Source organism: Streptomyces lushanensis (assembly GCF_001700515.1).
GTDB classification, from domain to species: Bacteria; Actinomycetota; Actinomycetes; order Streptomycetales; family Streptomycetaceae; genus Streptomyces; species Streptomyces lushanensis.
Genome location: NZ_MAUD01000094.1, coordinates 1 through 25,710 on the forward strand (window position 1 = coordinate 1; position 25,710 = coordinate 25,710).

Annotated in this window: 24 protein-coding genes and 2 pseudogenes; 6 read left to right on the forward strand and 20 right to left on the reverse strand. The window is 70.7% G+C overall.

What is annotated here, in order from left to right; translation table 11 throughout:
* Nucleotides 1–35 precede the first annotated feature (35 nt).
* The 9 genes from BFF77_RS09080 to BFF77_RS09120 form a co-directional block, all read right to left on the reverse strand.
* Complete coding sequence (locus BFF77_RS09080; protein WP_066946089.1) at nucleotides 36–725, reverse strand: response regulator; 690 nt, start codon at nucleotides 723–725, stop codon at nucleotides 36–38.
* Nucleotides 726–751: 26 nt separating this feature from the next.
* Nucleotides 752–3,295 carry a sensor histidine kinase gene (locus BFF77_RS09085; protein ID WP_066946092.1) on the reverse strand — a complete coding sequence of 848 codons (2,544 nt, stop codon included), beginning with the start codon at nucleotides 3,293–3,295 and terminating at the stop codon, nucleotides 752–754.
* Nucleotides 3,296–3,501: 206 nt separating this feature from the next.
* Complete coding sequence (locus tag BFF77_RS09090; protein WP_066946095.1) at nucleotides 3,502–4,167, reverse strand: potassium-transporting ATPase subunit C; 666 nt, start codon at nucleotides 4,165–4,167, stop codon at nucleotides 3,502–3,504.
* A gap of 5 nt (nucleotides 4,168–4,172) precedes the next feature.
* Complete coding sequence (gene kdpB / locus BFF77_RS09095) at nucleotides 4,173–6,284, reverse strand: potassium-transporting ATPase subunit KdpB (RefSeq protein WP_066946147.1); 2,112 nt, start codon at nucleotides 6,282–6,284, stop codon at nucleotides 4,173–4,175.
* Between the two features lie 26 nt (nucleotides 6,285–6,310).
* Nucleotides 6,311–7,975 carry a potassium-transporting ATPase subunit KdpA gene (kdpA, locus tag BFF77_RS09100; protein ID WP_066946143.1) on the reverse strand — a complete coding sequence of 555 codons (1,665 nt, stop codon included), beginning with the start codon at nucleotides 7,973–7,975 and terminating at the stop codon, nucleotides 6,311–6,313.
* A gap of 3 nt (nucleotides 7,976–7,978) precedes the next feature.
* Nucleotides 7,979–8,068, reverse strand: a complete 90-nt coding sequence (gene kdpF / locus BFF77_RS09105; RefSeq protein ID WP_066946098.1) for a K(+)-transporting ATPase subunit F — start codon at nucleotides 8,066–8,068, stop codon at nucleotides 7,979–7,981.
* A gap of 402 nt (nucleotides 8,069–8,470) precedes the next feature.
* Nucleotides 8,471–9,250 (reverse strand): DUF3710 domain-containing protein, encoded by a 780-nt coding sequence (locus tag BFF77_RS09110; protein ID WP_066946101.1) that lies wholly within the window; start codon nucleotides 9,248–9,250, stop codon nucleotides 8,471–8,473.
* 1 nt (nucleotide 9,251) lies between these two features.
* Entirely contained in the window at nucleotides 9,252–9,776 is a 525-nt protein-coding gene (gene dut, locus BFF77_RS09115; RefSeq protein WP_066946104.1) for a dUTP diphosphatase, read from the reverse strand.
* Entirely contained in the window at nucleotides 9,773–10,393 is a 621-nt protein-coding gene (locus BFF77_RS09120; protein ID WP_245703327.1) for a PaaI family thioesterase, read from the reverse strand. The genes dut and BFF77_RS09120 overlap by 4 nt, the downstream gene beginning before the upstream one ends.
* Nucleotides 10,394–10,451: 58 nt before the next feature.
* On the opposite strand from BFF77_RS09120, the gene BFF77_RS09125 reads away from it, so the two are divergent.
* Nucleotides 10,452–10,910: a DUF3093 domain-containing protein gene (locus BFF77_RS09125; RefSeq protein WP_066946107.1), complete on the forward strand. Its 459-nt coding sequence runs from the start codon at nucleotides 10,452–10,454 to the stop codon at nucleotides 10,908–10,910.
* Nucleotides 10,911–10,950: 40 nt separating this feature from the next.
* Here BFF77_RS09125 and BFF77_RS09130 read toward each other — a convergent pair whose 3' ends face one another.
* The 4 genes from BFF77_RS09130 to BFF77_RS09145 all read right to left on the reverse strand — a co-directional run bounded on the left by BFF77_RS09130 (nucleotide 10,951) and on the right by BFF77_RS09145 (nucleotide 14,487).
* Nucleotides 10,951–11,880 carry a hypothetical protein gene (locus BFF77_RS09130; protein WP_066946111.1) on the reverse strand — a complete coding sequence of 310 codons (930 nt, stop codon included), beginning with the start codon at nucleotides 11,878–11,880 and terminating at the stop codon, nucleotides 10,951–10,953.
* A gap of 13 nt (nucleotides 11,881–11,893) precedes the next feature.
* On the reverse strand, nucleotides 11,894–12,190 hold the full coding sequence (locus BFF77_RS09135) for a DUF4193 domain-containing protein (protein ID WP_030350183.1): 297 nt from the start codon (nucleotides 12,188–12,190) through the stop codon (nucleotides 11,894–11,896).
* A gap of 404 nt (nucleotides 12,191–12,594) precedes the next feature.
* Entirely contained in the window at nucleotides 12,595–13,827 is a 1,233-nt protein-coding gene (locus BFF77_RS09140) for a sensor histidine kinase (protein ID WP_066946114.1), read from the reverse strand.
* 6 nt (nucleotides 13,828–13,833) lie between these two features.
* Nucleotides 13,834–14,487 carry a response regulator transcription factor gene (locus tag BFF77_RS09145; protein WP_066946117.1) on the reverse strand — a complete coding sequence of 218 codons (654 nt, stop codon included), beginning with the start codon at nucleotides 14,485–14,487 and terminating at the stop codon, nucleotides 13,834–13,836.
* A gap of 318 nt (nucleotides 14,488–14,805) precedes the next feature.
* Between BFF77_RS09145 and BFF77_RS35520 the strand changes: the two genes are divergently transcribed.
* Nucleotides 14,806–14,979, forward strand: coding sequence for a hypothetical protein (locus BFF77_RS35520; protein ID WP_169922638.1), 174 nt, complete (start codon nucleotides 14,806–14,808; stop codon nucleotides 14,977–14,979).
* A gap of 177 nt (nucleotides 14,980–15,156) precedes the next feature.
* On the opposite strand, the gene BFF77_RS09150 is transcribed toward BFF77_RS35520, so the two are convergent.
* Nucleotides 15,157–15,945 (reverse strand): inositol monophosphatase family protein, encoded by a 789-nt coding sequence (locus tag BFF77_RS09150; RefSeq protein ID WP_066946153.1) that lies wholly within the window; start codon nucleotides 15,943–15,945, stop codon nucleotides 15,157–15,159.
* A gap of 102 nt (nucleotides 15,946–16,047) precedes the next feature.
* Nucleotides 16,048–17,175 carry a ferrochelatase gene (locus tag BFF77_RS09155; protein WP_066946120.1) on the reverse strand — a complete coding sequence of 376 codons (1,128 nt, stop codon included), beginning with the start codon at nucleotides 17,173–17,175 and terminating at the stop codon, nucleotides 16,048–16,050.
* A 102-nt stretch (nucleotides 17,176–17,277) separates the two neighbouring features.
* Between BFF77_RS09155 and BFF77_RS36705 the strand changes: the two are divergent.
* The 3 genes and pseudogenes from BFF77_RS36705 to sepH form a co-directional block, all read left to right on the forward strand.
* Nucleotides 17,278–17,419 (forward strand): annotated as a pseudogene (locus BFF77_RS36705) (MFS transporter); the annotation flags it as partial.
* Nucleotides 17,420–17,460: 41 nt separating this feature from the next.
* Nucleotides 17,461–18,786 (forward strand): D-arabinono-1,4-lactone oxidase, encoded by a 1,326-nt coding sequence (locus BFF77_RS09160; protein ID WP_066946123.1) that lies wholly within the window; start codon nucleotides 17,461–17,463, stop codon nucleotides 18,784–18,786.
* Between the two features lie 517 nt (nucleotides 18,787–19,303).
* Nucleotides 19,304–20,335, forward strand: coding sequence for a septation protein SepH (sepH, locus tag BFF77_RS09165; protein ID WP_066946126.1), 1,032 nt, complete (start codon nucleotides 19,304–19,306; stop codon nucleotides 20,333–20,335).
* A 130-nt stretch (nucleotides 20,336–20,465) separates the two neighbouring features.
* On the opposite strand, the gene BFF77_RS09170 is transcribed toward sepH, so the two are convergent.
* Nucleotides 20,466–21,293, reverse strand: coding sequence for a sulfurtransferase (locus BFF77_RS09170; RefSeq protein ID WP_066946156.1), 828 nt, complete (start codon nucleotides 21,291–21,293; stop codon nucleotides 20,466–20,468).
* Nucleotides 21,294–21,503: 210 nt separating this feature from the next.
* Here BFF77_RS09170 and BFF77_RS09175 point away from each other — a divergent pair, with 210 nt between their 5' ends.
* A complete protein-coding gene (locus BFF77_RS09175) occupies nucleotides 21,504–22,298 on the forward strand; it encodes a VOC family protein (RefSeq protein ID WP_066946129.1) in 795 nt (264 codons plus the stop codon).
* A 154-nt stretch (nucleotides 22,299–22,452) separates the two neighbouring features.
* Here the strand turns inward: BFF77_RS09175 and BFF77_RS09180 are convergent, their stop codons facing one another.
* The 4 genes and pseudogenes from BFF77_RS09180 to BFF77_RS09195 all read right to left on the reverse strand — a co-directional run.
* Nucleotides 22,453–23,154, reverse strand: a complete 702-nt coding sequence (locus tag BFF77_RS09180; protein WP_066946132.1) for a thymidine kinase — start codon at nucleotides 23,152–23,154, stop codon at nucleotides 22,453–22,455.
* Nucleotides 23,155–23,245: 91 nt separating this feature from the next.
* Nucleotides 23,246–24,466 carry an alkaline phosphatase family protein gene (locus BFF77_RS09185; RefSeq protein WP_066946135.1) on the reverse strand — a complete coding sequence of 407 codons (1,221 nt, stop codon included), beginning with the start codon at nucleotides 24,464–24,466 and terminating at the stop codon, nucleotides 23,246–23,248.
* Nucleotides 24,466–25,071 carry a DUF5998 family protein gene (locus BFF77_RS09190; RefSeq protein WP_066946138.1) on the reverse strand — a complete coding sequence of 202 codons (606 nt, stop codon included), beginning with the start codon at nucleotides 25,069–25,071 and terminating at the stop codon, nucleotides 24,466–24,468. The genes BFF77_RS09185 and BFF77_RS09190 overlap by 1 nt, the downstream gene beginning before the upstream one ends.
* Nucleotides 25,072–25,164: 93 nt before the next feature.
* Nucleotides 25,165–25,584: pseudogene (locus BFF77_RS09195) on the reverse strand (acetate--CoA ligase family protein); the annotation flags it as partial.
* Nucleotides 25,585–25,710 lie beyond the last annotated feature (126 nt).

Genomic DNA, 25,710 nt, shown 5'->3' on the forward strand with positions numbered 1-25,710 from the left:
CAGGAGGTCTGGGGCCCCTCGCACCGGCGCCCGGATCAACGCTCGAAGCGGTACCCCATCCCCGGCTCGGTGACGAAGTGCCTGGGATGCGAGGGATCCGTCTCCAGCTTCCGCCGGAGCTGGGCCATGTAGACCCGCAGATAGTTGGTCTCCGTGCCGTACGAGGGGCCCCAGACCTCCTGGAGAAGCTGTTTCTGGCTGACCAGCCGCCCGGTGTTGCGTACGAGCACCTCCAGCAGATGCCACTCGGTCGGGGTGAGCCGTACGTCCCTGCCCTCGCGGTGCACCTTCTTCGCGGCCAGATCGACGGTGAAGCCCTCGGTCTCGACCACCGCCGTGGAGTCGTCGCCGTCGCCGCCCACCGGTTCGGCCCGTCTGACCGCGGCACGCAGCCGGGCCAGCAGCTCGTCCATGCCGAACGGCTTGGTGACGTAGTCGTCGGCGCCCGCGTCCAGCGCCTCTACCTTCTCGTCGGAGGTGTGGCGGGCCGAGAGGACCAGGATCGGCACCCGGGTCCAGCCGCGCAGGCCCTTGATGACCTCCACGCCGTCCATGTCCGGCAGCCCGAGATCGAGCACGACGACATCGGGGTGGCGCGCGGCGGCGAGTTCGAGCGCGCTCGCGCCGTCGGAGGCCGCGTCCACCTCGTACTTGCGTGCCCTCAGATTGATCACCAATGCGCGTACGATCTGCGGCTCGTCATCGACCACGAGCACCCGCGTCATAGGGTTCTGCCTTTCTGCTGTCCCGGTCATGAGCCGATCCGGGCCGGTGGTTCACGGCGCGCCGGCGCGAACCCGGACGCGGCCGTGAGGGTGAGAACCATGGTCAGGCCGCCACCGGGGGTGTCCTCGGCCGTGAGAGTGCCGCCCATCGCGTCGACGAAGCCGCGCGCGACCGCGAGCCCGAGGCCGACCCCGGCCCCGCGTGGCGCGTCGCCGTGGCGCTGGAAGGGCTCGAAGATCCGTTCCTTGGCGTCCTCGGGAACGCCCGGGCCCCGGTCCACGACCCGTACCTCCACCCGCTCCCCCAGCGCGCTGGCGGCGACGGTGACGCGCCGCCCGTCGGGGCTGTACTTGACGGCGTTCTCGACGATATTGGCCACCGCGCGCTCCAGCAGGCCCGGGTCGACGGCCACCATGGGCAGCGACTCGGGGATGTCCAGCTCCACGCTGTCCTCCGGTACGCCGCCGAGCGCCATCGGAACCACCTCATCGAGGTCGATCTCGCGGATCAGCGGGGTGACGGTACCGGTCTGGAGCCGGGACATGTCGAGGAGGTTGCCCACGAGATGGTCGAGCCGGTCGGCGCCGTGCTCGATGCCTTCGAGCAGTTCCGCCTGGTCCTCCTCGGACCATTCGACATCGTCGGAGCGGAGGGAGGAGACCGCCGCCTTGATGCCGGCCAGCGGGGTCCGCAGATCGTGGCTGACGGCCGCGAGCAGGGCCGTGCGGATCCGGTTGCCCTCGGCCAGTTCGCGGGCCTGAGCGGCCTCGCCCACCAGACGCTGCCGGTCGAGCACGACGGCGGCCTGCGCGGCGAAGGCGGCGAGCACCCGGCGGTCCTCGGCGGGCAGGACCCGGCCGGAGAGCGCCAGCGCCATGTGGTCGCCGACCGGCATGTCGACATCGGCGGACTCGGGACGGTCGACGGGCTGCGGTCCCACGCTGCCCGCGCAGGTCCAGGGATCGACATCGCTCTTGCGTTCGAGCAGCGCCACGGACTCCATGGCGAAGGTCTCCCTGACCCGCTCCAGCAGCGCGGCCAGCGTGGTCTCGCCTCTCAGCACACTGCCCGCGAGGAAGGAGAGGATCTCGGACTCGGCTCTGAGCCGGGCCGCCTGATGGGTACGGCGTGCCGCCAGATCGACCACCGAGGCCACCGACACGGCCACGGCGAAGAAGATCACGATGGCGACCAGGTTCCTGGGGTCCGCGATGGTCAGGGTGTGGGTGGGCGGGGTGAAGTAGAAGTTGAGCAGCAGGGAACCCACGGCGGCGGAGGCGAGTGCCGGGCGCAGCCCGCCGAGCAGCGCCGACATCACGGTCAGGAAGAGGAAGAGCAGGACGTCGTTGGCCAGCCCCGGGGAGTTGCCCACCATGGCCAGCAGCAGAGACAGCAGGACGGGCGCGACGACTCCGGCCAGCCAGCCCCAGATGATCCGCGAGCGGCCGAGGCGGGCCCCGCGCGCCACCGGCAGTCCGCGCCCCTTGGCGGCCTCCTCGTGGGTGACGATGTGGACGTCCAGGTCGGGGCCGGACTCCCGGGCGACGGTGGCGCCGACGCCGGGCCCGAAGACGTACTGCCAGGTCTTGCGGCGGCTGGAGCCCAGCACGATCTGGGTCGCGTTGACTCCGCGCGCGAACTCCAGCAGCGCGGAGGGAACGTCGTCGCCGATGACATGGTGGAAGGTGCCGCCGAGATCCTCGACCAGGGTGCGCTGGACAGCCAGCTCCTTGGGCGAGGCCGCGGTGAGACCGTCGCTGCGGGCTATGTAGACGGCGAGGATCTCGCTGCCCGAGCCCTTGGCGGCCATCCGGGCCGCGCGGCGGATCAGCGTACGTCCCTCGGGGCCGCCGGTGAGGCCGACGACGATACGTTCCCTGGCCGACCAGGTGGTGCGGATGTTGTGCTCGCCGCGGTACTGCTGGAGGTACTCGTCCACCCGGTCGGCGACCCAGAGCAGCGCCAGCTCCCGCAGCGCGGTCAGGTTGCCCGGCCGGAAGTAGTGCGAGAGCGCGGCGTCCACCTTGTCGGGCTTGTAGACATTGCCGTGCGCCATCCGGCGGCGCAGGGCCTGCGGCGACATGTCGACCAGCTCGATCTGGTCGGCCCGCCGGACGATCTCGTCGGGGACGGTCTCCTGCTGACGTACACCCGTTATGGACTCGACCACGTCTCCGAGTGATTCGAGATGCTGGATATTGACGCTGGAGACGACCTCGATGCCCGCCTTGAGCAGTTCCTCGACGTCCTGCCACCGCTTGACGTTGCGCGAGCCCGGCACATTGGTGTGCGCCAGCTCGTCCACGAGGGCGACGGCCGGACGGCGCTCCAGCACCGCGTCGACGTCCATCTCCGTGAAGACGGTCCCGCGGTACTCCAGCTCACGGCGCGGCACCTCTTCGAGGCCGTGCAGCATGACCTCCGTGCGCGGCCGGTCGTGGTGCTCCACGAAGGCCACCACGCAGTCGGTGCCCCGCTCCACCCGGCGGTGTGCCTCGGAGAGCATCGCGTACGTCTTGCCGACGCCCGGTGCCGCCCCGAGATAGATACGAAGCTTGCCGCGTCCCATGGCCCCATTGTCTTCCCGGAAGAGCCACCGCGTGCCACGCGTCGGCCGAGTCGAAGCTACTCCCGGTGACTGCGACAAAAGGGGCAGCCAACGGGCGCGATCGTGGTCTTGACACGATTCTGATGCCGGTACGGAGAGGTCCGGGCCGGCGCGGAAGAGGCCGGCCCGGACGCGTGAGCGGTCCGGACCGGCCCCATGGGCCGGCGTCAGCCGGTCAGTTCCCTGAGGGCCGTGTTGAGCGCGAGCACATTGACCCGCGGCTCCCCGACGAAGCCGAGAACCCTCTGCTGGACGTGGTCCTCGACCAGCTTCTCCACCTGCTCGACGGGGAGATGGTTGCGTTCCGCCACCCGGTGCGCCTGGAGCCTCGCGTAAGCGGGCGAGATGTCCGGATCCAGCCCGGAGCCCGAGGAGGTGACGGCGTCCGGCGGGACCTGGGACGGCGAGACCCGGTAGGCGGGCGTGGAGTTGTCCTTGACGACGGCGGCCTTGGCGTCCGTGACCCACTTGATCAGATCCTCGTTGTCCCCGGAACGGTTGGTGGCCCCGGAGAGGATGAGCTTGTACTGGGTGTTGACGCTGTTGGAGCCGAGGCCGTTGGACGGGCGCGGCTGGAACCACAGGAGGTCCGGCTCCGGCGTCTCCTGGCCCTCCTTGAGCGGCAGGTCGTACCGCTGTCCGATGAGCGAGGAGCCGACGGCCTTGCCGTCCTGTCTCACCACCGAGCCGTTCGCGCGGTGAGGGAAGAGGCCCTGGGCCACGCCGGTGACGGCCAGGGGATAGAGCACACCGCACAGGACGGTGAGGACGAGGAGGGCGCGCAGGCCCGCGCCGAGCAGCCGTGCGGTACCGCCGATGTTCATGGAAGACATGCCGTTCACCCGATGCCGGGGATGAGGGAGATGACCAGGTCGATGATCTTGATGCCGATGAAGGGCGCGATCAGCCCGCCGAGACCGTAGACCCCGAGGTTTCTGCGGAGCATCCGGTCGGCGCTCGTGGGCCGGTAGCGCACGCCCCTCAGGGCGAGCGGTACGAGCGCGACGATGACGAGCGCGTTGAAGACGACCGCGGAGAGGATCGCGGACCGAGGCGAGGAGAGGTCCATGATGTTGAGCCTGTCGAGGCTCGGGTAGACCACCGCGAACATGGCGGGGATGATCGCGAAGTACTTCGCGACGTCGTTGGCGATGGAGAAGGTCGTCAGGGCGCCGCGAGTGATCAGGAGCTGTTTGCCGATCTCGACTATCTCGATCAGCTTGGTCGGGTTGGAGTCCAGGTCGACCATGTTCCCGGCCTCCTTGGCGGCCGAGGTGCCGGTGTTCATGGCCACGCCGACATCCGCCTGGGCCAGCGCGGGCGCGTCGTTCGTACCGTCGCCGGTCATCGCGACCAGCTTGCCGCCCGCCTGCTCACGCTTGATCAACGCCATCTTGTCCTCGGGCGTGGCCTCCGCGAGGAAGTCGTCCACCCCCGCCTCCTCCGCGATCGCCTTCGCGGTCAGCGGGTTGTCACCGGTGATCATGACCGTACGGATGCCCATCCGGCGCAGTTCGTCGAACCGCTCCCGCATCCCCTCCTTGACCACGTCCTTGAGATGGATGACCCCGAGCACCCGCGCTCCGGCCGTGTCGTCCAGGGCCACCAGCAGCGGTGTGCCGCCGGCCTGGGAGATCCGGTCGGTGAGGGCCTGGGCGTCCTGGGAGACCTGCCCGCCGCGGCTTCTGACCCAGGAGATGACCGAACCGGCGGCTCCCTTGCGTACGGCGCGCGTCGTCCCGTTCCCGGTGAGGTCGACACCGGACATCCGGGTCTGGGCGGTGAAGGCGATCCACTCGGCGCCGGTGAGCCGGCCCTGGTGGCGCTCGCGCAGCCCGTACCTCTCCTTGGCGAGCACCACGATCGAGCGGCCCTCGGGGGTTTCGTCGGCGAGCGAGGAGAGCTGCGCCGCGTCGGCCAGTTCGGCCTCCGTCACACCCCTGACCGGGACGAACTCGGCGGCCTGACGGTTGCCCAGGGTGATCGTGCCGGTCTTGTCGAGCAGCAGCGTCGACACGTCGCCCGCCGCCTCGACCGCACGCCCCGACATCGCGAGGACGTTGCGCTGCACCAGCCGGTCCATGCCCGCGATCCCGATCGCGGACAGCAGCGCCCCGATCGTCGTCGGGATCAGACAGACCAGCAGGGCGATCAGCACGATCATCGACTGCCGCTGCCCCGCGTAGACCGCGAACGGCTGGAGCGTGACCACCGCGAGCAGGAAGACGACGGTCAACGAGGCGAGCAGGATGTTCAGCGCGATCTCGTTGGGCGTCTTCTGCCGCGCCGCGCCCTCCACCAGCTTGATCATCCGGTCGATGAACGTCTCGCCCGGCATGGTGGTGATCCTGACGACGATCCGGTCCGAGAGAACCTTCGTCCCGCCGGTGACGGCCGAACGGTCACCGCCCGACTCCCGGATGACCGGCGCCGACTCACCGGTGATGGCGGACTCGTCGACGGAGGCGACTCCTTCGACCACATCGCCGTCACCGGGAATGATGTCACCCGCCTCGCAGACCACCAGATCACCGATCCGCAGATCGGTACCGGGCACGCGCTCCTCGTTCGGGCCGGCCACCCGCCGGGCGACGGTGTCGGTCTTGGCCCTGCGCAGGGTGTCCGCCTGCGCCTTGCCCCGGCCCTCGGCGACGGCCTCCGCGAGATTGGCGAACACCGTGGTCAGCCACAGCCAGCCGGCGATCGTCCAGCCGAACCAGTCCGCCGGATCGAGCGCGGCGTAGACCGTGGACAGCACGGATCCGACGAGGACCACGAACATCACGGGCGACTTCACCATCAGCCGCGGATCGAGCTTGCGCACCGCCTGCGGGAAGGACGTGATCAACTGCTGGGGATCGAACAGGCCCCCGCCCACCCGCTCGCCCCCGGAGCCGTGACCGGGGGACACGGACGGATGCGGCGCACGGGTCGGAGTGACTGTGGACATCGTGTCCTCCTGCTTCGTACGAGTGGTCATGACGCCAGTCCTTCGGCCAGCGGGCCCAGCGCGAGCGCCGGGAAGTAGGTCAGACCGGTGACGATCAGGATCGTGCCGACCAGCAGCCCGGCGAAGAGCGGCTTGTGGGTACGGAGCGTGCCCGCGGTCTCCGGGACGGGACGCTGCTCGGCGAGGGCGCCGGCGAGCGCCAGGACGAACACCATCGGCAGGAAGCGGCCGAGCAGCATGGCCAGTCCGGTGGTGGTGTTGAACCACTGGGTGTCGGCGTTGAGCCCGGCGAAGGCCGAGCCGTTGTTGTTGCCGGCCGAGGTGTACGCGTAGAGGATCTCGGAGAAGCCGTGCGGCCCCGAGTTGGTCATGGAGTTGCCCGGGGTGGGCAGGGCCATGGCGGCGGCGGTGAAGCAGAGCACCAGCGCCGGGGTGATCAGGATGTAGCTCGCGGCGAACTTGATCTCGCGGCTGCCGAGCTTCTTGCCCAGGTACTCGGGCGTACGGCCGACCATCAGCCCCGCGATGAACACCGCGATGACCGCCATGACCAGCATCCCGTAGAGGCCGGAGCCCACTCCGCCCGGGGCGATCTCGCCGAGCTGCATGCCCAGCATCGTGATGCCGCCGCCGAACCCGGTGAAGGAGGAGTGGAAGGAGTTGACCGCGCCGGTCGAGGTGAGCGTGGTGGCCACCGCGAAGATCGACGAGCCGCCGATCCCGAACCGGGTCTCCTTGCCCTCCATCGCCCCGCCGGCGATGTCGAACGCCGGACCGTGGTGCGCGAACTCGGTCCACATCATCAGCGCGGTGAACCCGAGCCAGATGGCGGCCATCGTGGCGAGGATCGCGTAGCCCTGCTTGACACTGCCGACCATCCGGCCGAAGGTCCTGGTCAGCGCCAGCGGGATGACCAGGATCAGGAAGATCTCGAAGAGGTTCGAGACGGGGCTGGGGTTCTCGAAGGGATGGGCGGAGTTGGCGTTGAAGTAGCCGCCGCCATTGGTCCCCAGCTCCTTGATGGCCTCCTGCGAGGCCACCGCGCCGCCGTTCCACTGCTGCGAGCCGCCCAGGAACTGCCCGACCTCATGGATCCCCGCGAAGTTCTGGATCGCGCCGCACGCGACCAGCACGATCGCACCGATCACGGAGACGGGCAGCAGGATCCGCACGGTGCCACGCACCAGATCCGCCCAGAAGTTGCCCAGCTCCCCGGTACGGGACCGGGCGAAGCCCCGCACCAGCGCCACCGCGACGGCCATGCCGACCGCCGCCGAGACGAAGTTCTGCACGGCCAGACCGCCGGTCTGCACGACATGGCCCATGGCCTGCTCGCCGTAGTACGACTGCCAGTTCGTATTGGACACGAACGACGCGGCGGTGTTGAACGCCTGATCCGGATCAATGGACGCGAAGCCCAGCGACCCGGGCAGGCCGCCCTGCACCCGTTGCAGCAGATACAGGAAGAGGACGCTCACCGCGGAGAACGCGAGCACCCCGCGCAGATACGCGGGCCAGCGCATCTCCGCGTCCGGATGGGCACCGACGGCCTTGTAGATCCACTTCTCGACCCGGAGATGTCCGGGCGAGCTGTAGACCCGGGCCATGTGGTCACCGAGCGGGCGGTACACCAGACCGAGCGCCACCACGAGCGCCAGCAGCTGGAGCACACCGGCGAGGACGGAGCTCATCACTCAGAACCTCTCCGGGAAGAACAGGGCGAGGACGAGGTAACCGAGCAGGGCGACGGCCACGACCAGTCCGACGATGTTCTCGGCGGTCACAGCTTCGCCACCCCCTTGGCGACAAGGGCCACCAGCGCGAAGACCGCGATCGTGGTGACGACGAAGGCCACATCGGCCATCGTGAGCTCCTAGATGAGTACGGGAAATCCGACTCCCTGAGGAAACCCGCTGATTTCGCCGGCCCGGCTTCCGTTGACGGGTCCCATACGGCCGGGGTCACCGGCTTGACGGAGTCCATATGGGCACGGCCGTGCCCTGTGATCCGGCCCATACGGATCCGGCCCGTACGGCGGGAAACGGCCGGTGGGCCGCATCCCACGCGGGGATGCGGCCCACCGGCCGTTCGGTCCTTCTCGCGTCCGCCGTCCCGCCCGCGTCCGTCCCGGATCGCGGTGTCGGCGGCGCCTCACGCGCGGATTGTGGTGCCCCGCGCGCCTGCTCTCAGCGCACCTCGGTGATCTCGGGACCGCGCTGGAGCTGTCCCATGCCGCCGGAGAAGCGGGAGCCCTCCTGCTCCTCCTGCTGCACGCCCTCGGCCACCATCTGCGCGTCGTCGGGCAGCTTGAGGACGATCGGGTCACGCGGAGCCATCGGCCCTTCGCCCCGTACGACCACGGTGTCCCGGAAGATCTGCTCCAGCAGCCCGGCGGCCTGCGGCTGCACCGCGCCCTGTCCGGAGATCACGCCGCGCAGGAACCAGCGCGGACCGTCGACGCCGATGAAGCGTACGAGCTGTACACCGCCGGTGCCGTCCGGGAGCTGTACGGGGACCTGTGCGCGCAGCTCCCAGCCCAGCGGGCCCTCGACCTCGTCGATGATGCCGCCCTGCTGGGTGATGCCGGAGGCGATCTCCTCACGGACCTCGCCCCAGATACCTTCCTTCTTGGGCGCCGCGAACGCCTGGAGCTGTACGGCGCTGTCGCGCACGACGACCGTGGCGGCCACGATCGCGTCACCGGCGACCTCGACCCGCAGCTCCATGCCCTCGACCCCGGGTACGAAGATCCCGCCCAGATCGACCCGGCCCTCCTCGGGCCTGGAGACCTCGGAGATGTCCCAGGGACCGTCCGGCCTGGGCGCCGGCGGAAGGTTCACCCTGCGGGACGCGGTCGTCCCGCCGGCCTTCGCGTCGGCACCGGCCTCGTCGGTGAACTGCTCGGCCTCGCCCGCTGCGTCCGCCGCGTCCGCTGCGGAACCACTCTTCTTGCGACGTCCGAACACGTCACTGTCCTTCCCGGTCGGATACGACCGAAGCGTATCGATTCCCGCCCTGTACGCCGCCCACGGCGGCATGACCGCCGGTGGACCCGAAGCCCCCGTCGCCCCGCGCGGATCCGGGAAGTTCCGCCACCTCGTGGAAGCGGACCTTCTCGACCTGCTGGACGACCAGCTGGGCAATCCGGTCGAACCGCTCGAACCGCACGCTCTCGCGCGGGTCCAGATTGACCACGATCACTTTGATCTCTCCACGGTACCCGGCATCCACCGTCCCCGGGGCATTCAGCATGGCGACTCCGCAGCGGGCCGCGAGCCCGGAGCGCGGGTGCACGAAGGCGGCGTACCCGTCGGGCAGCGCGATGGAGACTCCCGTGGGCAGGACGATCCGCTCCCCCGGGGCCAGCTCGGCGGCCTCCGTGGTGACCAGATCGGCTCCGGCGTCGCCCGGATGCGCGTACGACGGAAGCGGAACCTCCGGGTCGACGCGGCGGATCAGCACGTCGACGGGGGCGGAGGGCGTATGGCTCATGGGTTCACCTCGAAGGCGCGGGCTCGTCTGACCTGGTCCGGATCTGCCATCGCCGCCCGGATCTCCTCCTGGCGGCCGTTCTCGATGAAGTGGTCGACCTTGACCTCGATGAACAGCGCGTCGGCACGGACGGCGACGGGCCCGTCGGGGCCGCCGATCCGGCCGGTGGCGGTGCAGTAGATCTTCCGCCCGTGGACGGCGGTGGTCTCGGCCTCCAGATACAGCGGCGTGCCCACGGGGACGGGCCGGACGAACTCGGTCTGGAGCCGGCCGGTCACCGCGATCACCCGCAGCAGCCAGTTCAGCGAGCCGAGCGTCTCGTCGAGCGCCGTGGCGAGGACGCCGCCGTGCGCGAGACCGGGAGCGCCCTGGTGGCCGGGCTTGACGGTGAACTCGGCGGTGATCCTGACACCCTCGCCCGCGCGCGCCCGCAGCTGAAGGCCGTGCGGCTGTGCCTCGCCGCAGCCGAAGCAGTGCTCGTAGTGCGCGCCGAGCAGCTCACCGGGCGCGGGTGCGTCGGGGTGCCGGACCGGCGGTCCGGCGTCGGCCGGAGGTGTCAGGGCCCCCGGTCCCGCGGCGGGTCCGGGCGGCGTCCCCGGGGATGGCACGTTGCTCACAGGCGCAGACCTTACCCGCGCGGTGGCCCGGGGACAGCACCGTGCCAAGCTTGGCTCCATGGAGCATTCCGCCGCACGCTACGACGAACGCCTGACCGCACCCGGTTCCTGGTGGGCCATAGCCGCTCTCATCGCGGTGGCGGGCGGTCTGATCACCCTGCCGCTGGGGCCGTTGCCGCTGCTCGGCGGGGTGATCGGCGCGGGGGCACTGGCGGCGGCCGGAGTGAGTTCGTACGGCTCCGCGCGGATCAGGGTGGTGGCGGACTCGCTGGTCGCGGGCGATGCCAGGATCCCGGTCTCGGCGCTCGGGGAGGCGGAGGTGCTCGGGCCGGAGGAGGCGCGGGACTGGCGGCTGCACAAGGCCGACCCACGGGCCTTCATGCTGCTGCGCAGCTATGTGCCGACCGCGCTGCGCGTGGTGATCACGGACCCGGACGATCCGACTCCGTACGTCTACCTCTCGACGCGGAACCCCCGGGCACTGGCCTCCGCGCTGGACGCGGTACGCACCGGCTGAGCGCCGGGGCCTGTGCGGCGCTCCCGCGTGGTGGCACGCCCTAGGTCTCCAGCTCCCTGGGAAGCCCGGGAGGGCGCTGTCCGGGGATCTCCGGGGTGTCCAGCGGAGGCAGCTCCGCGAGGGCGTCCCAGGGGATCTGGCGGCTGCGCAGGTCCGCGCGGACACGCTCGGCGACCTTCTTGGTGTCCCGTCGGTTCATCATCGCGCCGACGGCCGCACCGATCATGAAGGGGACCAGATTGGGCAGATTGCGGATCGTGCGCTTCATGATCTGCTGCCGCAGCTCGCGCTTCATCCGGCCGCTCAGAGCGCCGTTGATGGTCGAGGGCTTGGTGATGTCGACGCCGCGCTCCTCCGTCCAGGAGGTCAGATAGGCGGCGCTGCGCTCCTTGAGCGTGCCGGGCGGGCGCAGCCCGTACACCTCGTGCAGCTCGGCGATCAGCTTCAGCTCGATCGCGGCGACGGCCGTGATCTCGGCCGCCAGCTCGGCGGGCATGGCCGGCGGTATGGGCAGCATCGCGGCGGCGCCTACGCCGGCACCGACCGTGGAGCTGCTGTTCGCCGCACCCGCGACCAGCTTGTCGGCCAGTTCCTCGGGACCGAGGCCGGGAAACTGCTTGCGCAGGGTCGCGAGGTCGCGGACCGGGACCCGGGGTGCGTTCTCGATGATCCGGTCGGCGATGTGCGCCAGCGCCGCCTTTGCGCTCGCGCCGCCCTTGCGCACACCCCGTTTGACCGTGTCCAGGCGCCAGGCCCTGGCCGGGTGTGCGCCGGGGCCGTCGTGGTCCTCCGGGGCCGCTTCGAGCGAGGCCGGGAGGCCTCGCTCGTCGTCACGTGAGTCGTGCTGGGGCAGGAGGGCGGAGTGCTCGGCATCGGGCTCAGGGCCTTTTGCCGGGCCTGTGCCGCCCTGATACGCCTCCGCCGAGTCCTTGCGGAAGCGTCGTTTCCGAAACGGTGTGTCGCCTGCCACGGCCGACCCGACCTCAGTCGCAGTCGCGGCAGATGGGCTGACCGTTCTTCTCCCTGGCGAGCTGGCTCCTGTGGTGCACCAGGAAGCAGCTCATGCAGGTGAACTCGTCGGCCTGCCTCGGCAGCACCCGGACGGACAGCTCCTCGTTGGAGAGATCCGCGCCGGGCAGTTCGAGCCCTTCGGCCTGCTCGAACTCGTCGACGTCGACCGCTGAAGTCGACTTGTCGTTCCGACGGGCCTTCAGTTCCTCAAGGCTGTCCTGATCGACGTCGTCATCGGTCTTGCGTGGGGTGTCGTAATCCGTTGCCATGTCGCTCTCCCCCTCTGGGTGTCTGTGGTGTCTCCAGCGCACGTAACGCGTGAGAGGCCGGACTTGTGCCCGACCTGAGGCGGAGATTTTGCCTCACATCAAGGTCTGTTACTCAATCGACACCCAACCGGACCCCTGAGGAGTGATCGGCTTCGGGTGGCGAAGGGGACCGTACACGGTCCTCCTGGTGTGCTTCACGGGCGCCACCCCGTGTACTTCCCGTGATCCCGGCCCCCGGAAACCCGGACTTTACCGGCTTTCCGATGAAGGCCTGATCACGCAGAGTGGATAGGCGTGAATTCGACCCTGTGATCGATCACACACGGACCCGCCGGTAACCCGGACCGTAAATTCCGCGCAAAGCGAACAAAGCCGTCTGCTCGCCGGACATCGCGCGCAGCATCTCAGACCGGGAGCGTGACGCGCATCACGAGCCCGCCGCCCTCGCGGGGCTCGGCGAAGATCCGTCCGCCATGGGCACGCGCCACGGACCGGGCGATGGAGAGGCCGAGTCCCACTCCCTTGTCACTGCCCGTACGCTCCGTGCGCAACCGCCGGAACGGCTCGAAGAGATTGTCGATCTCGTACGCGGGAACGACGGGACCGGTGTTCGACACCAGCAGGACCGCCTGGCCCTGCTGGACCTCGGTGGAGACCTCCACCCAGCCGCGCTCCGGGACGTTGTACCGCACGGCGTTCTGCACCAGGTTCAGCGCGATCCGCTCCAGCAGGACGCCGTTGCCCTGGACGACGGCGGGCGCGCACTCCGTACGGATGTCCACCCCCTTCGCCTCCGCCTCCGTGAGGCACTGGTCCACCGCGCGGGTGGCGACCTCGGCGAGATCGACCGGTTTTCGCTCCACGATCTGGTTGTCGCTGCGGGCGAGCAGCAGCAGGCCCTCCACGAGCTGCTCACTGCGCTCATTGGTGGCCAGCAGCGTCCTGCCGAGCTGCTGGAGCTCGGTCGGCGCCGCCGGGTCGGAGAGATGGACCTCCAGCAGGGTGCGGTTGATCGCGAGCGGTGTGCGCAGCTCGTGCGAGGCGTTGGCGACGAACCGCTGCTGCGCGCTGAAGGCGCGCTCCAGCCGGTCGAGCATCTCGTCGAAGGTGTCCGCCAGCTCCTTCAGCTCGTCGTCGGGACCGTCCAGCTCGATCCGGCGCGACAGGTCGGAGCCGACCACACGGCGCGCGGTACGGGTGATCCGGCCCAGCGGCGACAGCACCCGTCCCGCCATCGCGTAACCGAAGGCGAAGGCGATCACGCTCAGGCCGACCAGGGCGAACAGGGAGCGGCTGAGCAGATCGTCCAGCGCCTGCTTGCGCTGCTGGTTGACACAGTTGTTCATGGCCGCGTTGAACTGCTCGGGCGGCGCCTGGCTCGGGAAGTTGCAGACGTCGCTGCTCACCTTGCCGGTCACGATCTTGAAGGGCAGCTCACTGCCCACGTGCAGGGCCTGCGCGGCCAGCAGATAGATGATCGAGAGCAGCAGGATGCCGGCGATCAGGAACATCCCGCCGTAGAGCAGCGTGAGGCGTATGCGGATGGTCGGGCGCACCCAGGGGAGTGCCTGGTCGGGCCTGCGGGGGTCCCAGGTGGGCTTCGGAGGCGCCGCGGGCGGCGGCGGGGTGGTTGCCACGGGCAATCAGATCCGGTAGCCGGAGCCGGGCACCGTGACGATCACGGGCGGCTCTCCGAGTTTACGTCTGAGTGTCATGACCGTGACCCGCACGACATTGGTGAAGGGATCGGTGTTCTCGTCCCACGCCTTCTCCAGGAGCTGCTCGGCCGAGACCACCGCGCCCTCGCTGCGCATCAGAACCTCCAGCACCGCGAACTCCTTGGGCGCGAGCTGGATCTCCCTGCCCTCCCGCAGGACCTCGCGGCGGTTGGGATCGAGCTTGATCCCGGAGCGCTCCAGGACGGGCGGCAGAGGCACGGTCGTACGCCGCCCCAGGGCCCGCACCCGGGCGATCAGCTCGGTGAACGCGAAGGGCTTGGGCAGATAGTCGTCCGCGCCCAGCTCCAGCCCTTCCACCCGGTCACTGACGTCGCCCGAGGCGGTGAGCATGAGGACCCGGGTGGGCATCCCGAGCTCGACGATCCTGCGGCAGACGTCGTCACCGTGGACGACAGGAAGATCGCGGTCGAGCACCACCACGTCGTAGTCGTTGACCCCGATGCGCTCCAGGGCGGCGGCGCCGTCGTACACGACGTCGACGGCCATGGCCTCCCGGCGCAGTCCGGTGGCCACCGCATCGGCGAGCAGCTGCTCGTCCTCGACGACGAGTACGCGCACGTCGCTTTCCTTCCTCTGGGCCCGTCACCCGTGGTCGGGGCGGGTTGTAGCACTGGCTGTGCGGGCCCATCCTGCCCGCCCGGGCCATAAACCGGCGGTAAGACGATGCCGCGGTGACCTGGGGCGGCCGGGAATGGAACGGATTGTTTGAGTCGTTGAGGTTTCTCGAAGTCGGACCCTGGGGAAGACGACTTCACACCCGAGATCACGCCCTGTTTGTGGCACGCCACACCCTTTCTGTCATCCAGAGGCAGTGGGTGCGTGATCTACCCGCCGTCGGCACACCCCCGTGCCACTGACCCACGACGAGGGGGCGCAATGGACGCGTTCACCGCCGGGCTTCTACAGCGTATAAAGGCCACGGAAACGGATCTCAACCGAGCCCGGGAGACGGGCGACGACTTCCTTGTGGACGTCGATCAGGAGGAGCTCGAAGACCTCCGCCGGCTCGCGGCCGAACATGGCGTGGAGGTCGGCGCCGCAAGCGCCTGACCGGCACGCCCTGGCCGTACGGTCCCGCTGCCACTGATTCTTCGCGGGGCCCGAGCCGTACACATGTGAAAGAGCCGTAGCGACCTGCAGAGAAGGGCCCCGGCGCCGAGGGGACGGCGCCGGGGCCCTTCCGTATGTCTGCCTGTTCAGGACCCTGGGCCGTGAAACACGCCCTGGTCAGTCGTGCCAGGCGCCGTACTCGTCCAGCAGGGCCTGGAGCGGCTCGAAGACGCCCGGGGGCGCGGCCACCGTGAGATCGAAGCCCGGCCGGTCGCCGGGACGGCCTCCGGTGAGCGCGCCCGCCTCACGGGCGATGAGATCACCGGCCGCGAGGTCCCAGGGGTGCAGCCCGCGCTCGTAGTAGCCGTCCAGACGGCCCGCCGCCACATCGCAGAGATCGGTCGCCGCCGAGCCGCCGCGCCGGATGTCGCGCAGCCGCGGGATCAGCCGCTGGGCGACCTCGGCCTGATGGGCACGGACGGTGGTGACGTAGTTGAAACCGGTCGACACGAGGGCCCGCTCCAGCGGCGGGGCGGGCCGGCCGTGGACCGGCCGGTCGTTGAGGAAGGCCCCGCCGCCCAGCACCGCGCGGAAGGTCTCGCGCCGCATCGGGATCTCCACGACGCCGACGAGTGTCTCGCCGTCGCGTTCCGCGGCGATCGAGACGGCCCAGGTGGGCAGTCCGTAGAGATAGTTGACGGTGCCGTCCAGCGGGTCGACGACCCAGCGGATCCCGCTGCTGCCCGCCGAGCTGGCGCCCTCCTCGCCGAGGAAGCCGTCGTCCGGGCGGTGCTCGGCGATATGGCCGGTGATTAGCTTCTCGGCGGCGATGTCCATCTCGGTGACGACATCGATGGGGCTGGACTTCGTCGCGGCCACGGCCAGATCGTCGGGACGGCCGTCGCGCAGCAGCTCGCCGGCCCGGCGGGCCGCCTCCAGGGCGAGCGCGAGCAGTTCGGCGGTCAGGGCGTCATCGGTACGGCCGGTCCTCCCGGGCCGGTCGGTCGGGTCGGTCGGGTCGGTCGGGTCGGTCGCGTCGGGGAGGGCGTCGGTCACGGCAGGGCTCCTTCAGGCGTACGGGCTGTCGGCGCCCGCCGCGGCGGGCCTGGGGGCACGGGCCGGGCAGCAGCCGACCGGGCAGAGGTCATGGCTCGGGCCGAGCGCGCCGAGCGCGCACCGCTCCGCCCCGCTCCCCCGCTCCGTGGCGGCGCGTTCCAGGAGAAGATCGCGTACGGCGGCGGCGAACCGCGGATCGGCTCCGACCGTGGCCGAGCGGCGGACGGGCAGCCCCAGCTCGGCGGCCTTGGCCATGGCTTCGGTGTCGAGGTCGTACAGGACCTCCATGTGGTCCGAGACGAAACCGATGGGAGCCATCACGACGGCCGGCACGCCCTCGCCGTGCAGCGTCTCCAGATGGTCGCAGATGTCCGGCTCCAGCCAGGGGATGTGCGGGGCGCCGCTGCGCGACTGGTAGACGAGCCGCCACGGGTACTCGACACCGGTCTCCTCGCGTACGGCCGCCACGATCAGCCGGGCGGTGTCGAGATGCTGGGCCACGTACGCGCCTCCCTCACCGTGCTCCTCCACGGGCCCCGAGGTGTCGGCCGCCGCGACCGGGATGGAATGGGTGGTGAAGGCGAGATGCGCGTGCGCGCGCACGGACTCCGGCAGCTCGGCGAGCGAGGCGAGCACGCCCTCGGTCATGGGACGCAGAAAGCCGGGATGGTTGAAGTAGTGGCGCAGCTTGTCCACCCGAGGCGGTTCGAGTCCCTCGGCGGCCAGGGTGGCGAGCGCGTCCGCGAGGTTCTCGCGGTACTGACGGCAGCCCGAGTACGAGGCGTACGCGCTGGTCGCGAGGACGGCGACACGGCGCCGGCCGTCCGCCGCCATCTCGCGCAGGGTGTCGGTCAGATAGGGCGCCCAGTTGCGATTGCCCCAGTAGACGGGCAGTTCGACGCCGTGCTCGGCGAAGTCCTCGCGCAGCGCGTCCAGCAGGGCGCGGTTCTGATCGTTGATGGGGCTGACGCCGCCGAACAGGAAGTAGTGCTGCCCCACCTCCTTGAGCCGCTCCGGCGGGATGCCCCGGCCCCTGGTCACGTTCTCCAGGAACGGAATCACGTCGTCGGGGCCCTCGGGGCCGCCGAAGGAAAGCAGGAGCAGTGCGTCGTAGGGGGAAGTCACGAGCTGATCGGCCATGTTTCGATCCTGCCATCCGCCTCGCGGCGCCGGAGCCGCACGCCCCGGTCCGCCCGGAAACCGCGGTGGGGCGGGAGCCGCGCGGGTGTCCGTGTGGTGACCATGAGTATGATCCCCCTCCAACTGGCCGGGAAATCCACCGTTCCCGGCCGTGGCGCTCTTTGTCGCGCGCGCGTCCGGCGCTCCGACGACGGTCACCACCATGGCTCTCGTCGAGGCACGCCCACCGCGCACCGAGCTGACGCCGCGCGAGCCGGTACCGATGAGCGGGGAGGGCACGGGCACATGACCAGGACCCACACGAGCGGGCCGAGCGTGAACACGTGGCGCAACTGGGCGGGAAATGTCACCGCCCGGCCGGCCCGCGCGGTCTCCCCCGCCTCCGCCGAGGAACTGGCCGGGATCGTACGGCGGGCCGCCGAGGAGGGACTGAGGGTCAAGCCCGTCGGCACGGGCCACTCCTTCACCGCCACCGCCGCCACCGACGGCGTGCTCGTACGGCCCGACCTGCTCACCGGCATCCGGGAGATCGACCGGGCCGCGGGCACCGTGACCGTGGCGGCGGGGACGCCCCTGAAACGGCTGAACGCGGTGCTGGCGCGGGAAGGTCTGTCGCTCACCAATATGGGCGACATCATGGAGCAGACCGCCGCGGGCGCGATCTCCACCGGCACCCACGGCACCGGCCGCGACTCGGCCTCCATCGCAGCGCAGATCCGCGCGCTGGAGCTGATCACGGCGGACGGCTCACCGCTGCGCTGCTCCGAGCGGGAGAATCCCGAGGTCTTCGCCGCCGCCCGGATCGGACTCGGCGCCCTCGGTGTGATCACCGCGATCACCTTCGCCGTGGAGCCGCTCTTCCTGCTGACGGCCCGTGAGGAGCCGATGGCCTTCGACCGGGTCACCGCCGAGTTCGATCAGCATGTGGCCGAGAACGAACACTTCGAGTTCTACTGGTTTCCGCACACGGGCAACTGCACCACCAAGCGCAACAACCGCAGCCAGGGCCCGGCGGCTCCGGCCGGCCGCGTCGGCGGCTGGATCGACGACGAGCTGCTCTCCAACGGGGTCTTCCAGATGGCCTGTTCCCTCGGCCGGGCCGTCCCCGCGGCCGTCCCCGCGATCGCCAGGATCGCCAGCCGCGCCCTCTCCGCCCGTACGTACACGGACGTCCCCTACAAGGTCTTCACTTCCCCGCGCCGGGTGCGCTTCGTGGAGATGGAGTACGCCCTTCCGCACGAGGTCGCGGTCGGGGCGCTGCGCGAGGTCAAGGCCATGGTCGACCGTTCACCGCTGCGGGTGGGGTTCCCGGTGGAGATACGGACGGCGCCCGCCGACGACATCACGCTCTCGACCGCCTCGGGCCGCGAGAGCGCGTACATCGCCGTGCATCTCTACCGGGGCACGCCGTACCGCGCGTACTTCAGCGCCGTGGAGCGGATCATGACCGCGCACGGCGGCCGGCCGCACTGGGGAAAGATCCACACCAGGGACGCGGCGTATCTCTCGGAGGCGTATCCGCGCTTCGGCGAGTTCACCGCGGTACGGGACCGGCTGGACCCGGACCGGCGGTTCGGCAACGACTATCTGCGGCGGATCCTGGGGGACTGACGAACGAAGCCCGCCTCACCGGCTGCTCTCCGGTCCCCGCTCACCCGTCTGCCCCAGCGTGCGCCACGAAAGGCCGATCGAGCGAAACAGATCGTTCCGATTCTGTGGATTCTGTGAAGAAAGACACCCGTCCGAGTCCGGTTCCGAACCTCAACTCCTGGCCCCGCCGAGAACTTGGGCGGCGCGCCGGTCCACCCACATGGCCCGAATGGAGTACTGTGGCGAGCCCTGGGGCCGGACTCCCTCACGGGCGTCCGGGACCGACGGGAAGGGGGCCGACCGTGGCACTCGATCCGGCGGCGCCATGGCACCGCACGGGCGCCTGCTGCACAGAGTGACCAGGTCTGTCACTCTGCGTCGCAAAGAGGTAACCGTGCCATAACGGCGATCCAGGGCCCTTGCCCGACACGCCGGGAAGCACGGCAAGGTTGTGGCAGGCTGCACCCGGGCAGGTCACACTCGACTAGCGGAAGCAGCGACGCACGTGACGTCGGCAGGCACCACCCGGGAGGTCCCCATGCCCGAACTGCGTGTCGTGGCCGTCTCCAACGACGGCACACGACTGGTGCTCAAGGCTGCGGACAGCACGGAATACACGCTTCCGATTGATGAGCGCCTCCGCGCCGCCGTGCGCAATGACCGCGCCCGCCTCGGTCAGATCGAGATCGAGGTCGAGAGCCACCTCAGACCCCGCGACATCCAGGCGCGTATACGGGCCGGGGCGTCCGCCGAGGAAGTCGCCCAGCACGCCGGGATCCCCGTGGACCGGGTGCGCCGGTTCGAGGGACCGGTACTCGCCGAGCGTGCCTTCATGGCCGAGCGGGCCAGGAAGACCGCCGTACGCCGCCCCGGCGAGAACGCCGGACCCCAGCTCGGTGAGGCCGTGCAGGAGCGGCTGACGCTGCGCGGCGCCGAGAAGGACACCGTGCAGTGGGACTCCTGGCGCCGTGACGACGGCACCTGGGAGGTGCTGCTCGTCTACCGCGTCGCGGGCGAACCGCACTCGGCGAGCTGGACGTACGACCCGCCCAGACGGCTCGTCCAGGCCGTCGACGACGAGGCGCGGGCGCTGATCGGCGACACGGACGACACGGTCACCACGCAGGAGCCGAGTTTTCCGTTCGTGCCGAGGATCGCGCGGCTGCCGCGTGACCGGCCGCTGGACCGTTCCCTCGACCGGCAGTCCGAGCGGCCCGCGCCCGACCCGGACGAGATGAGCGAACGCGACTCCCTGACCAGCCTGCTGGAGGCGGTGCCGAGCTTCCGCGGCGACATGGTGGTGCCCGAGCGGCCCGCCCAGGACGCCCCGGTCTCGGACCCGGACGAGGACCCGGAGGCCGAGGAGCCGGTGGCGCCCGCCGCGTCGGCCGGCGCCGGTTCGGCGTACGCGGATGTGCTGATGCCCCGCTCGGTGACCGGTCACCGGGACCGGCTCACGGGGACGACGGACCGCCAGGCCGAGGCGGACGGAGTGCGTCCGGGCCGCAGGGCCGCGGTGCCGAGCTGGGACGAGATCGTCTTCGGTACGCGCCGCAAGAAACAGGAGTAGCGGGAGCGGTTCCGCACCGATGTTCAAAAGGGGCCCGTACGCGGGGTGCGCGTACGGGCCCCTCTCATATGGCCCCTTCGCACATATGTCGCGGTTGTTGCTCACACGGGGCGTTCGCTCCGCCCCTGGGCTACTGCGGGTCCGGGCCCTTGGCGACCGGACGGGACCCGTCCGCCGTCCACGCGGACCAGGAGCCCGGATACAGCGCCGCCCTGATCCCCGCGATCTCCAGGGCCAGCACCTCATGGGCGCCCGAGACCCCGGAGCCGCAGTAGACACCGACCTCGGTGCCGGAGGTGGCGCCGAGCGCCTGGAAGCGTGCCGCGAGCTCCCGGGCGGGCAGGAAGGTGCCGTTTTCGGCCACATTCCCCATCGTCGGCGCGGAGAGCGCGCCGGGGATATGTCCGCCGACCCGGTCGATCGGCTCGACGTCCCCGCGGTAGCGCTCGGGCGCCCGCGCGTCCAGCAGCAGACCGCTCCGGGCAAGGGCCGCGGCGCCGTCCGCGTCCAGCACCGGGAGCGAGCCGGGCACCGGGGCGAAGTCGCCCTCGGCCGGCCGCGGGATCTCGGTGGTGAGCGGTCCTGTCCACTCGGCGACTCCGCCGTCGAGCACCCGGACGTCCGGATGGCCCGTCCAGCGCAGCAGCCACCAGGCACGGGCCGCCGCCCAGCCCTGTCCGCCGTCGTACACCACCACCGGCGTGTCCTGCGAGATTCCGGCGCGGCGCATCACCGCGCCGAACGCCGTCACGTCCGGCAGCGGGTGCCGGCCGTCCACGCCGGGCGGACCGGCCAGTTCCGTGTCGAGGTCCACATAGACGGCGCCCGGCAGATGACCTGCCTCGTAGGCCGGGCGGCCGGAGGGCCCGCCGAGCTGCCAGCGGATGTCGAGCAGTACGGGCGGACGCGCTCCGGCCGACTCGCCCGCGAGTTCTGCTGCGGTGATGATGGCTGTCATGAAGGCCATCCTCGCGCACCGTGCCTCCGGCCCAAAACGGCGGAGAAACGGCCGGTAGACACCCGATCGAGATCCCGCCACGGGCGGCTCGGCCGGGAAGCGGCGTGTGGCACCGGATGCGAGCATCTGTTCGGGCGTACGGCTCTGTCCCCACCCGGCGGCCCGCGACCGGCACCCGTACGGCCACGACGGTCCGAGGAGAGAGTGACGATGACCGAGGCAGCGATCCGGCGCACACCCGGCACACCCTGTTGGGTGAGCCTGATGGTGCACGGCCTCGCCACGACGGAGGATTTCTACCGGGCGCTGTTCGGCTGGGAGTTCCAGCCGGGACCGCAGCAGCTCGGGCCGTACGTGCGGGGAACGCTGAACGGCAAGGCGATCGCGGGCATCGGCCAGCTCCCGTCCGACCGTCAGCTGCCCATCGCCTGGATGACCTATCTGGCGACGGACGACGCGGACCGGACGGCCGACATGATCAGAAGTTGCGGAGGAACGGTCGGAGTCGGACCGCTGGACGCCGCGGAGGCGGGACGGATGGCCATCGCCTCGGACCCGGCGGGCTCGGTCTTCGGGATCTGGCAGGCGGCGGCGCACATCGGCACGGTGGTCGCGGGATCACACGGCACACCTGTCTGGAATGAGCTGATCACCCGCGAGACATCCGCGGTCGGGAAGTTCTACGAGGCGGTCTTCGGCTATGAGGCGGAGTCGGTCACCGCCGCCGGCTTCGACTTTCTGACGCTGCGTCTGGAGGGCCGGCCCGTCGCCTCGGTGCACGGGGTGGGCCGCGCGCTCGCCCGGGACCTGGGCTCGCACTGGATGACGTACTTCGAGGTGGACGACACCGACACCGCCGTGGAGCTGGTGACGGAGCTGGGCGGACGGGTGGTCAAGGCGCCGCACGAGGGTACGCACGGCCGGCTCGCGACGGTGGCGGATCCGGAGGGCGCGGTCTTCACGGTCCTGCAGTCGGCGGGCCACGGGCCGCCGGTCGCGCGCTGAGCGGCGGGGCGCGGAGGGCAAAGGGCAAAGGGCGGAAGACGACGAAGAACAGGGCTCGCACGGAGAAGGGGAAGCGCGCGCACCGGGGGCACGGGGGAATCGAGGACCAGGACTCGCGGGCCATCTGCCCCTCAGCGGACCGCCGTTCCGCCGCTCACCGGACCGCCGTTCGCCCCTCGGTCAGCGGTCGCCCGGCCAAGGGTTCCCCGCCGACCTCGACGGGCAGCACATCCGGCGAGAGCGTGGCCGCCCGCGCCGTGGCCGCGGTCATCCGCCGCCGGTGATGGCGCCGGCACAGCACCTCGTAACCGATCTCGTCGCCCGACTGGTGCACGTCGCCGACCACCACCTGGGCGCCCTCGACCACCATCGCGCCGCCGATCGTCCGCGCGTTGTGCGTGGCCCGCGCGCCGCACCAGCAGAGCGCCTCGACCTGGAGGACCTCGACCCGGTCGGCGAGTTCCACCAGCCGCTGCGAGCCGGGGAAGAGCTTGGAGCGGAAGTCGGTGGTAATGCCGAAGGTGAAGACGTCCAGCTCCAGATCGTCCACGACACGGGCGAGCTGGTCGACCTGCTCGGGCGCGAGGAACTGCGCCTCGTCGGCGATGACGTAGTCGCAACGGCCGCCCTGGGAGAGCCGGTTCACGAGATACGCGTAGAAGTCGAAGCCCTCGGCGGCCTCGACGGCGTCGGTGACCAGCCCGAGACGGGAGGAGAGCTTGCCCTCGCCGGCCCGGTCGTCACGGGTGAAGATCATCCCCTGGAGTCCGCGCGCCGAGCGGTTGTGCTCGATCTGAAGAGCGAGGGTGCTCTTTCCGCAGTCCATCGTTCCGGAGAAGAACACCAGCTCTGGCATGGGGGAGTGACGGCCTTTCGGTTCTCGGCTGGGGTACCCGCGGCGCGGGCGGGCAGCGGCCGGACGGGAGTTCCGGCGGCCCGCGGCGCGGTCAGGAGCGTACTTCGAGCAGGGGGACGAGCTGCTCGACGGGGGTCATCGAGCCGTGCATCCCGACCATCGCCGACTCGTGCGGCTCCTGGACGGAGGCCGTGATCACCACGTCGTCGTGGGCCGCGGCGACGACATCGCCGATCCGTCCGTACACCCGCTCGTCGACCGCACCGGGCGGTCCGAACCAGCCCTCGGCGATCGACTCCTCCCGGCTCGCCACCCAGAACCGGTCGCCGAGCACCTCGCGCCAGACGGCGAGGACATCGGACTCGGCGCCCGGCACGGCGTAGACATGACGGGCCCGGCCCTCGCCGCCGAGCAGGGCCACCCCGGCGCGCAGCTCCCAGTCCTCGTCGAAGTCGATGCGCGACTCCTCGTCGAACGGGATGTCGATCATGCCGTGGTCGGCGGTCACATAGAGCGCGGTACGGGGCGGGAGCCGCTCGGCGAGACGCTGGACGAGCCGGTCGACATACATCAGCTGACCGCGCCAGGCATCCGAGTCGACGCCGAAGCGGTGGCCCTTGCCGTCGACCTCGCTGTAGTAGGTATAGACCAACGAGCGGTCCCCGGCGGCGAGTTGCTCGGCGGCGAGATCCATCCGTTCCTCGCCGGAGAGACGGCCGTGGAAGGTACCGCCACTCAGCGCGATCTTGGTGAGCGGAGTGTTCTCGAAGGTCGGGGAGGACACCTGGGCCGTATGCACGCCCGCGGCGTCGGCGAGCCGGAAGACCGTGGGGTACGGCTGCCAGACCTCCGGCGCGGTCCAGGGCTTCCAGCGGAGCTGGTTCATCAGCGCGCCGGTCGCGGGATCGCGCACGGTGTAACCGGGCAGTCCGTGCGCGGCGGGCGGCAGGCCCGTGCCGACGGAGGCGAGCGAGGTCGCGGTGGTGGCGGGGAAGCAGGTGGTCAGCGGCCGGCCGGTGGAACCGCGGGAGGTGCCGAGCAGCGAGGTCAGATACGGGGCCTCGTCCGGGTGGGCCCTGAGCTGCTCCCAGCCGAGGCCGTCGATCAGAAAGACGCAGTTCCGGTCGGCCGGCGTCAGTTCAGGAAGGGCCGCGGTCAGATCCGGTACGCCCTGACCGGCCGCGAGGGTGGGCAGCAGTTCGGCGAGCGAGCCCGTGCCGTACTCGGGCAGCGGCGCGGAGCCGAGGGCGAGCGGAACGGGGTCCTGGTCCTGGCTCCAGTCCTGGTCCTGCCGGAGTGCCTCGGCGGCCATCAGCGGCCGGTGGCCGGGGCGGCCGTCGTGGCGGCGGTGGCCTCGGAGAGCGCCTGGGCGAAGGTGAGCGTCTGGCGGACGGTGTCGGGACCGTCGCCCGCCTCGCTGACCCGCAGACTCAGATCGTCGGCGGTGGAACTGCCGGTGTAGCCGTGGTCCGCCTCGCAGTTGGGGTCACCGCAGGCGGCGGGCTCCAGATCGATCCGGGAGACGGCGCCCCAGCCGATGGTCAGGACGACCTCGCGCGGAAGGCTGCCCGGGGTGTACGACTCCGGGTTGGAGACGACCCGGCTGACCACGACGGACGAGATGCGGTCGAGCTTGACGGACTCGGTGGAGGTGGTGGCGTACGGCGTCGGGGAGCTGGTGTCGGCGGTCTGCTCGTCGGTGTGGCTGACGATGAAACGGTGGGCGGTCAGAACGAGGACGGTGACATGCCGGCGTACCTCGTTGGCGTCGAAGGTGGTCTCCTGGTGCACCACGTACGACGCGATCTGCTCACCGCCGACAGCGGCCTCCACCGCTTCGGCCACGAGAGCCGGGTAGTAGCCGCTGCGCTCGATCGCCGTGCGCAGCCCCTGGGTCGTCGTACCGGTCTTCGCCATGGGCTCCATCCTACGGTGGCCGGATGGCTGCCGGAGACGCCCGGGAGGCGCCGTACCTCCGGGTGACCTCTCGGTGTCCGCCTCGGCGGCACCTCAGTAACTCGGGAGCCTGCGCGGGCCGAGATCGTCGCGGGCGGGAGGCGGCGCGAGGCGGACGCCCGCGTCGAGGACGGAGAGCCCTCGGGTGGCGACGACGACCGGTTCCAGGGTGACGGAGACGATCTCGGGATGGTCGTCGACGAGCCGGGACACCCGTAGGAGCAGCTCCTCCAGGGCGGGGGTGTCGACCGGGGCGGAGCCGCGCCAGCCGAACAGGAGCGGGGCCGCCGCGACGGACCGGATCAGATCGGCCACATCGCGATCGGTGGCGGGCACGAGCCGGTGGGCGAGGTCACCGAGCAGTTCGGAGGGCGCGCCGGCCAGTCCGAAGGAGAGGACGGCGCCGGCGGCGGCGTCGATGGCGGCCCGTACGACCGTGTCGACACCGCGCGGGACCATGGCCTGGACGACGGGCTCCTACGGGTGTCCCGGCTCGGCGACGACCATCCCGAGACCGTCTCCGTCACCCTGGAACCGGTCGCCGTCGCCACCCGAGGGCTCTCCGTCCTCGACGCGTGCGTCCTCCTCGCGCCGCCTCCC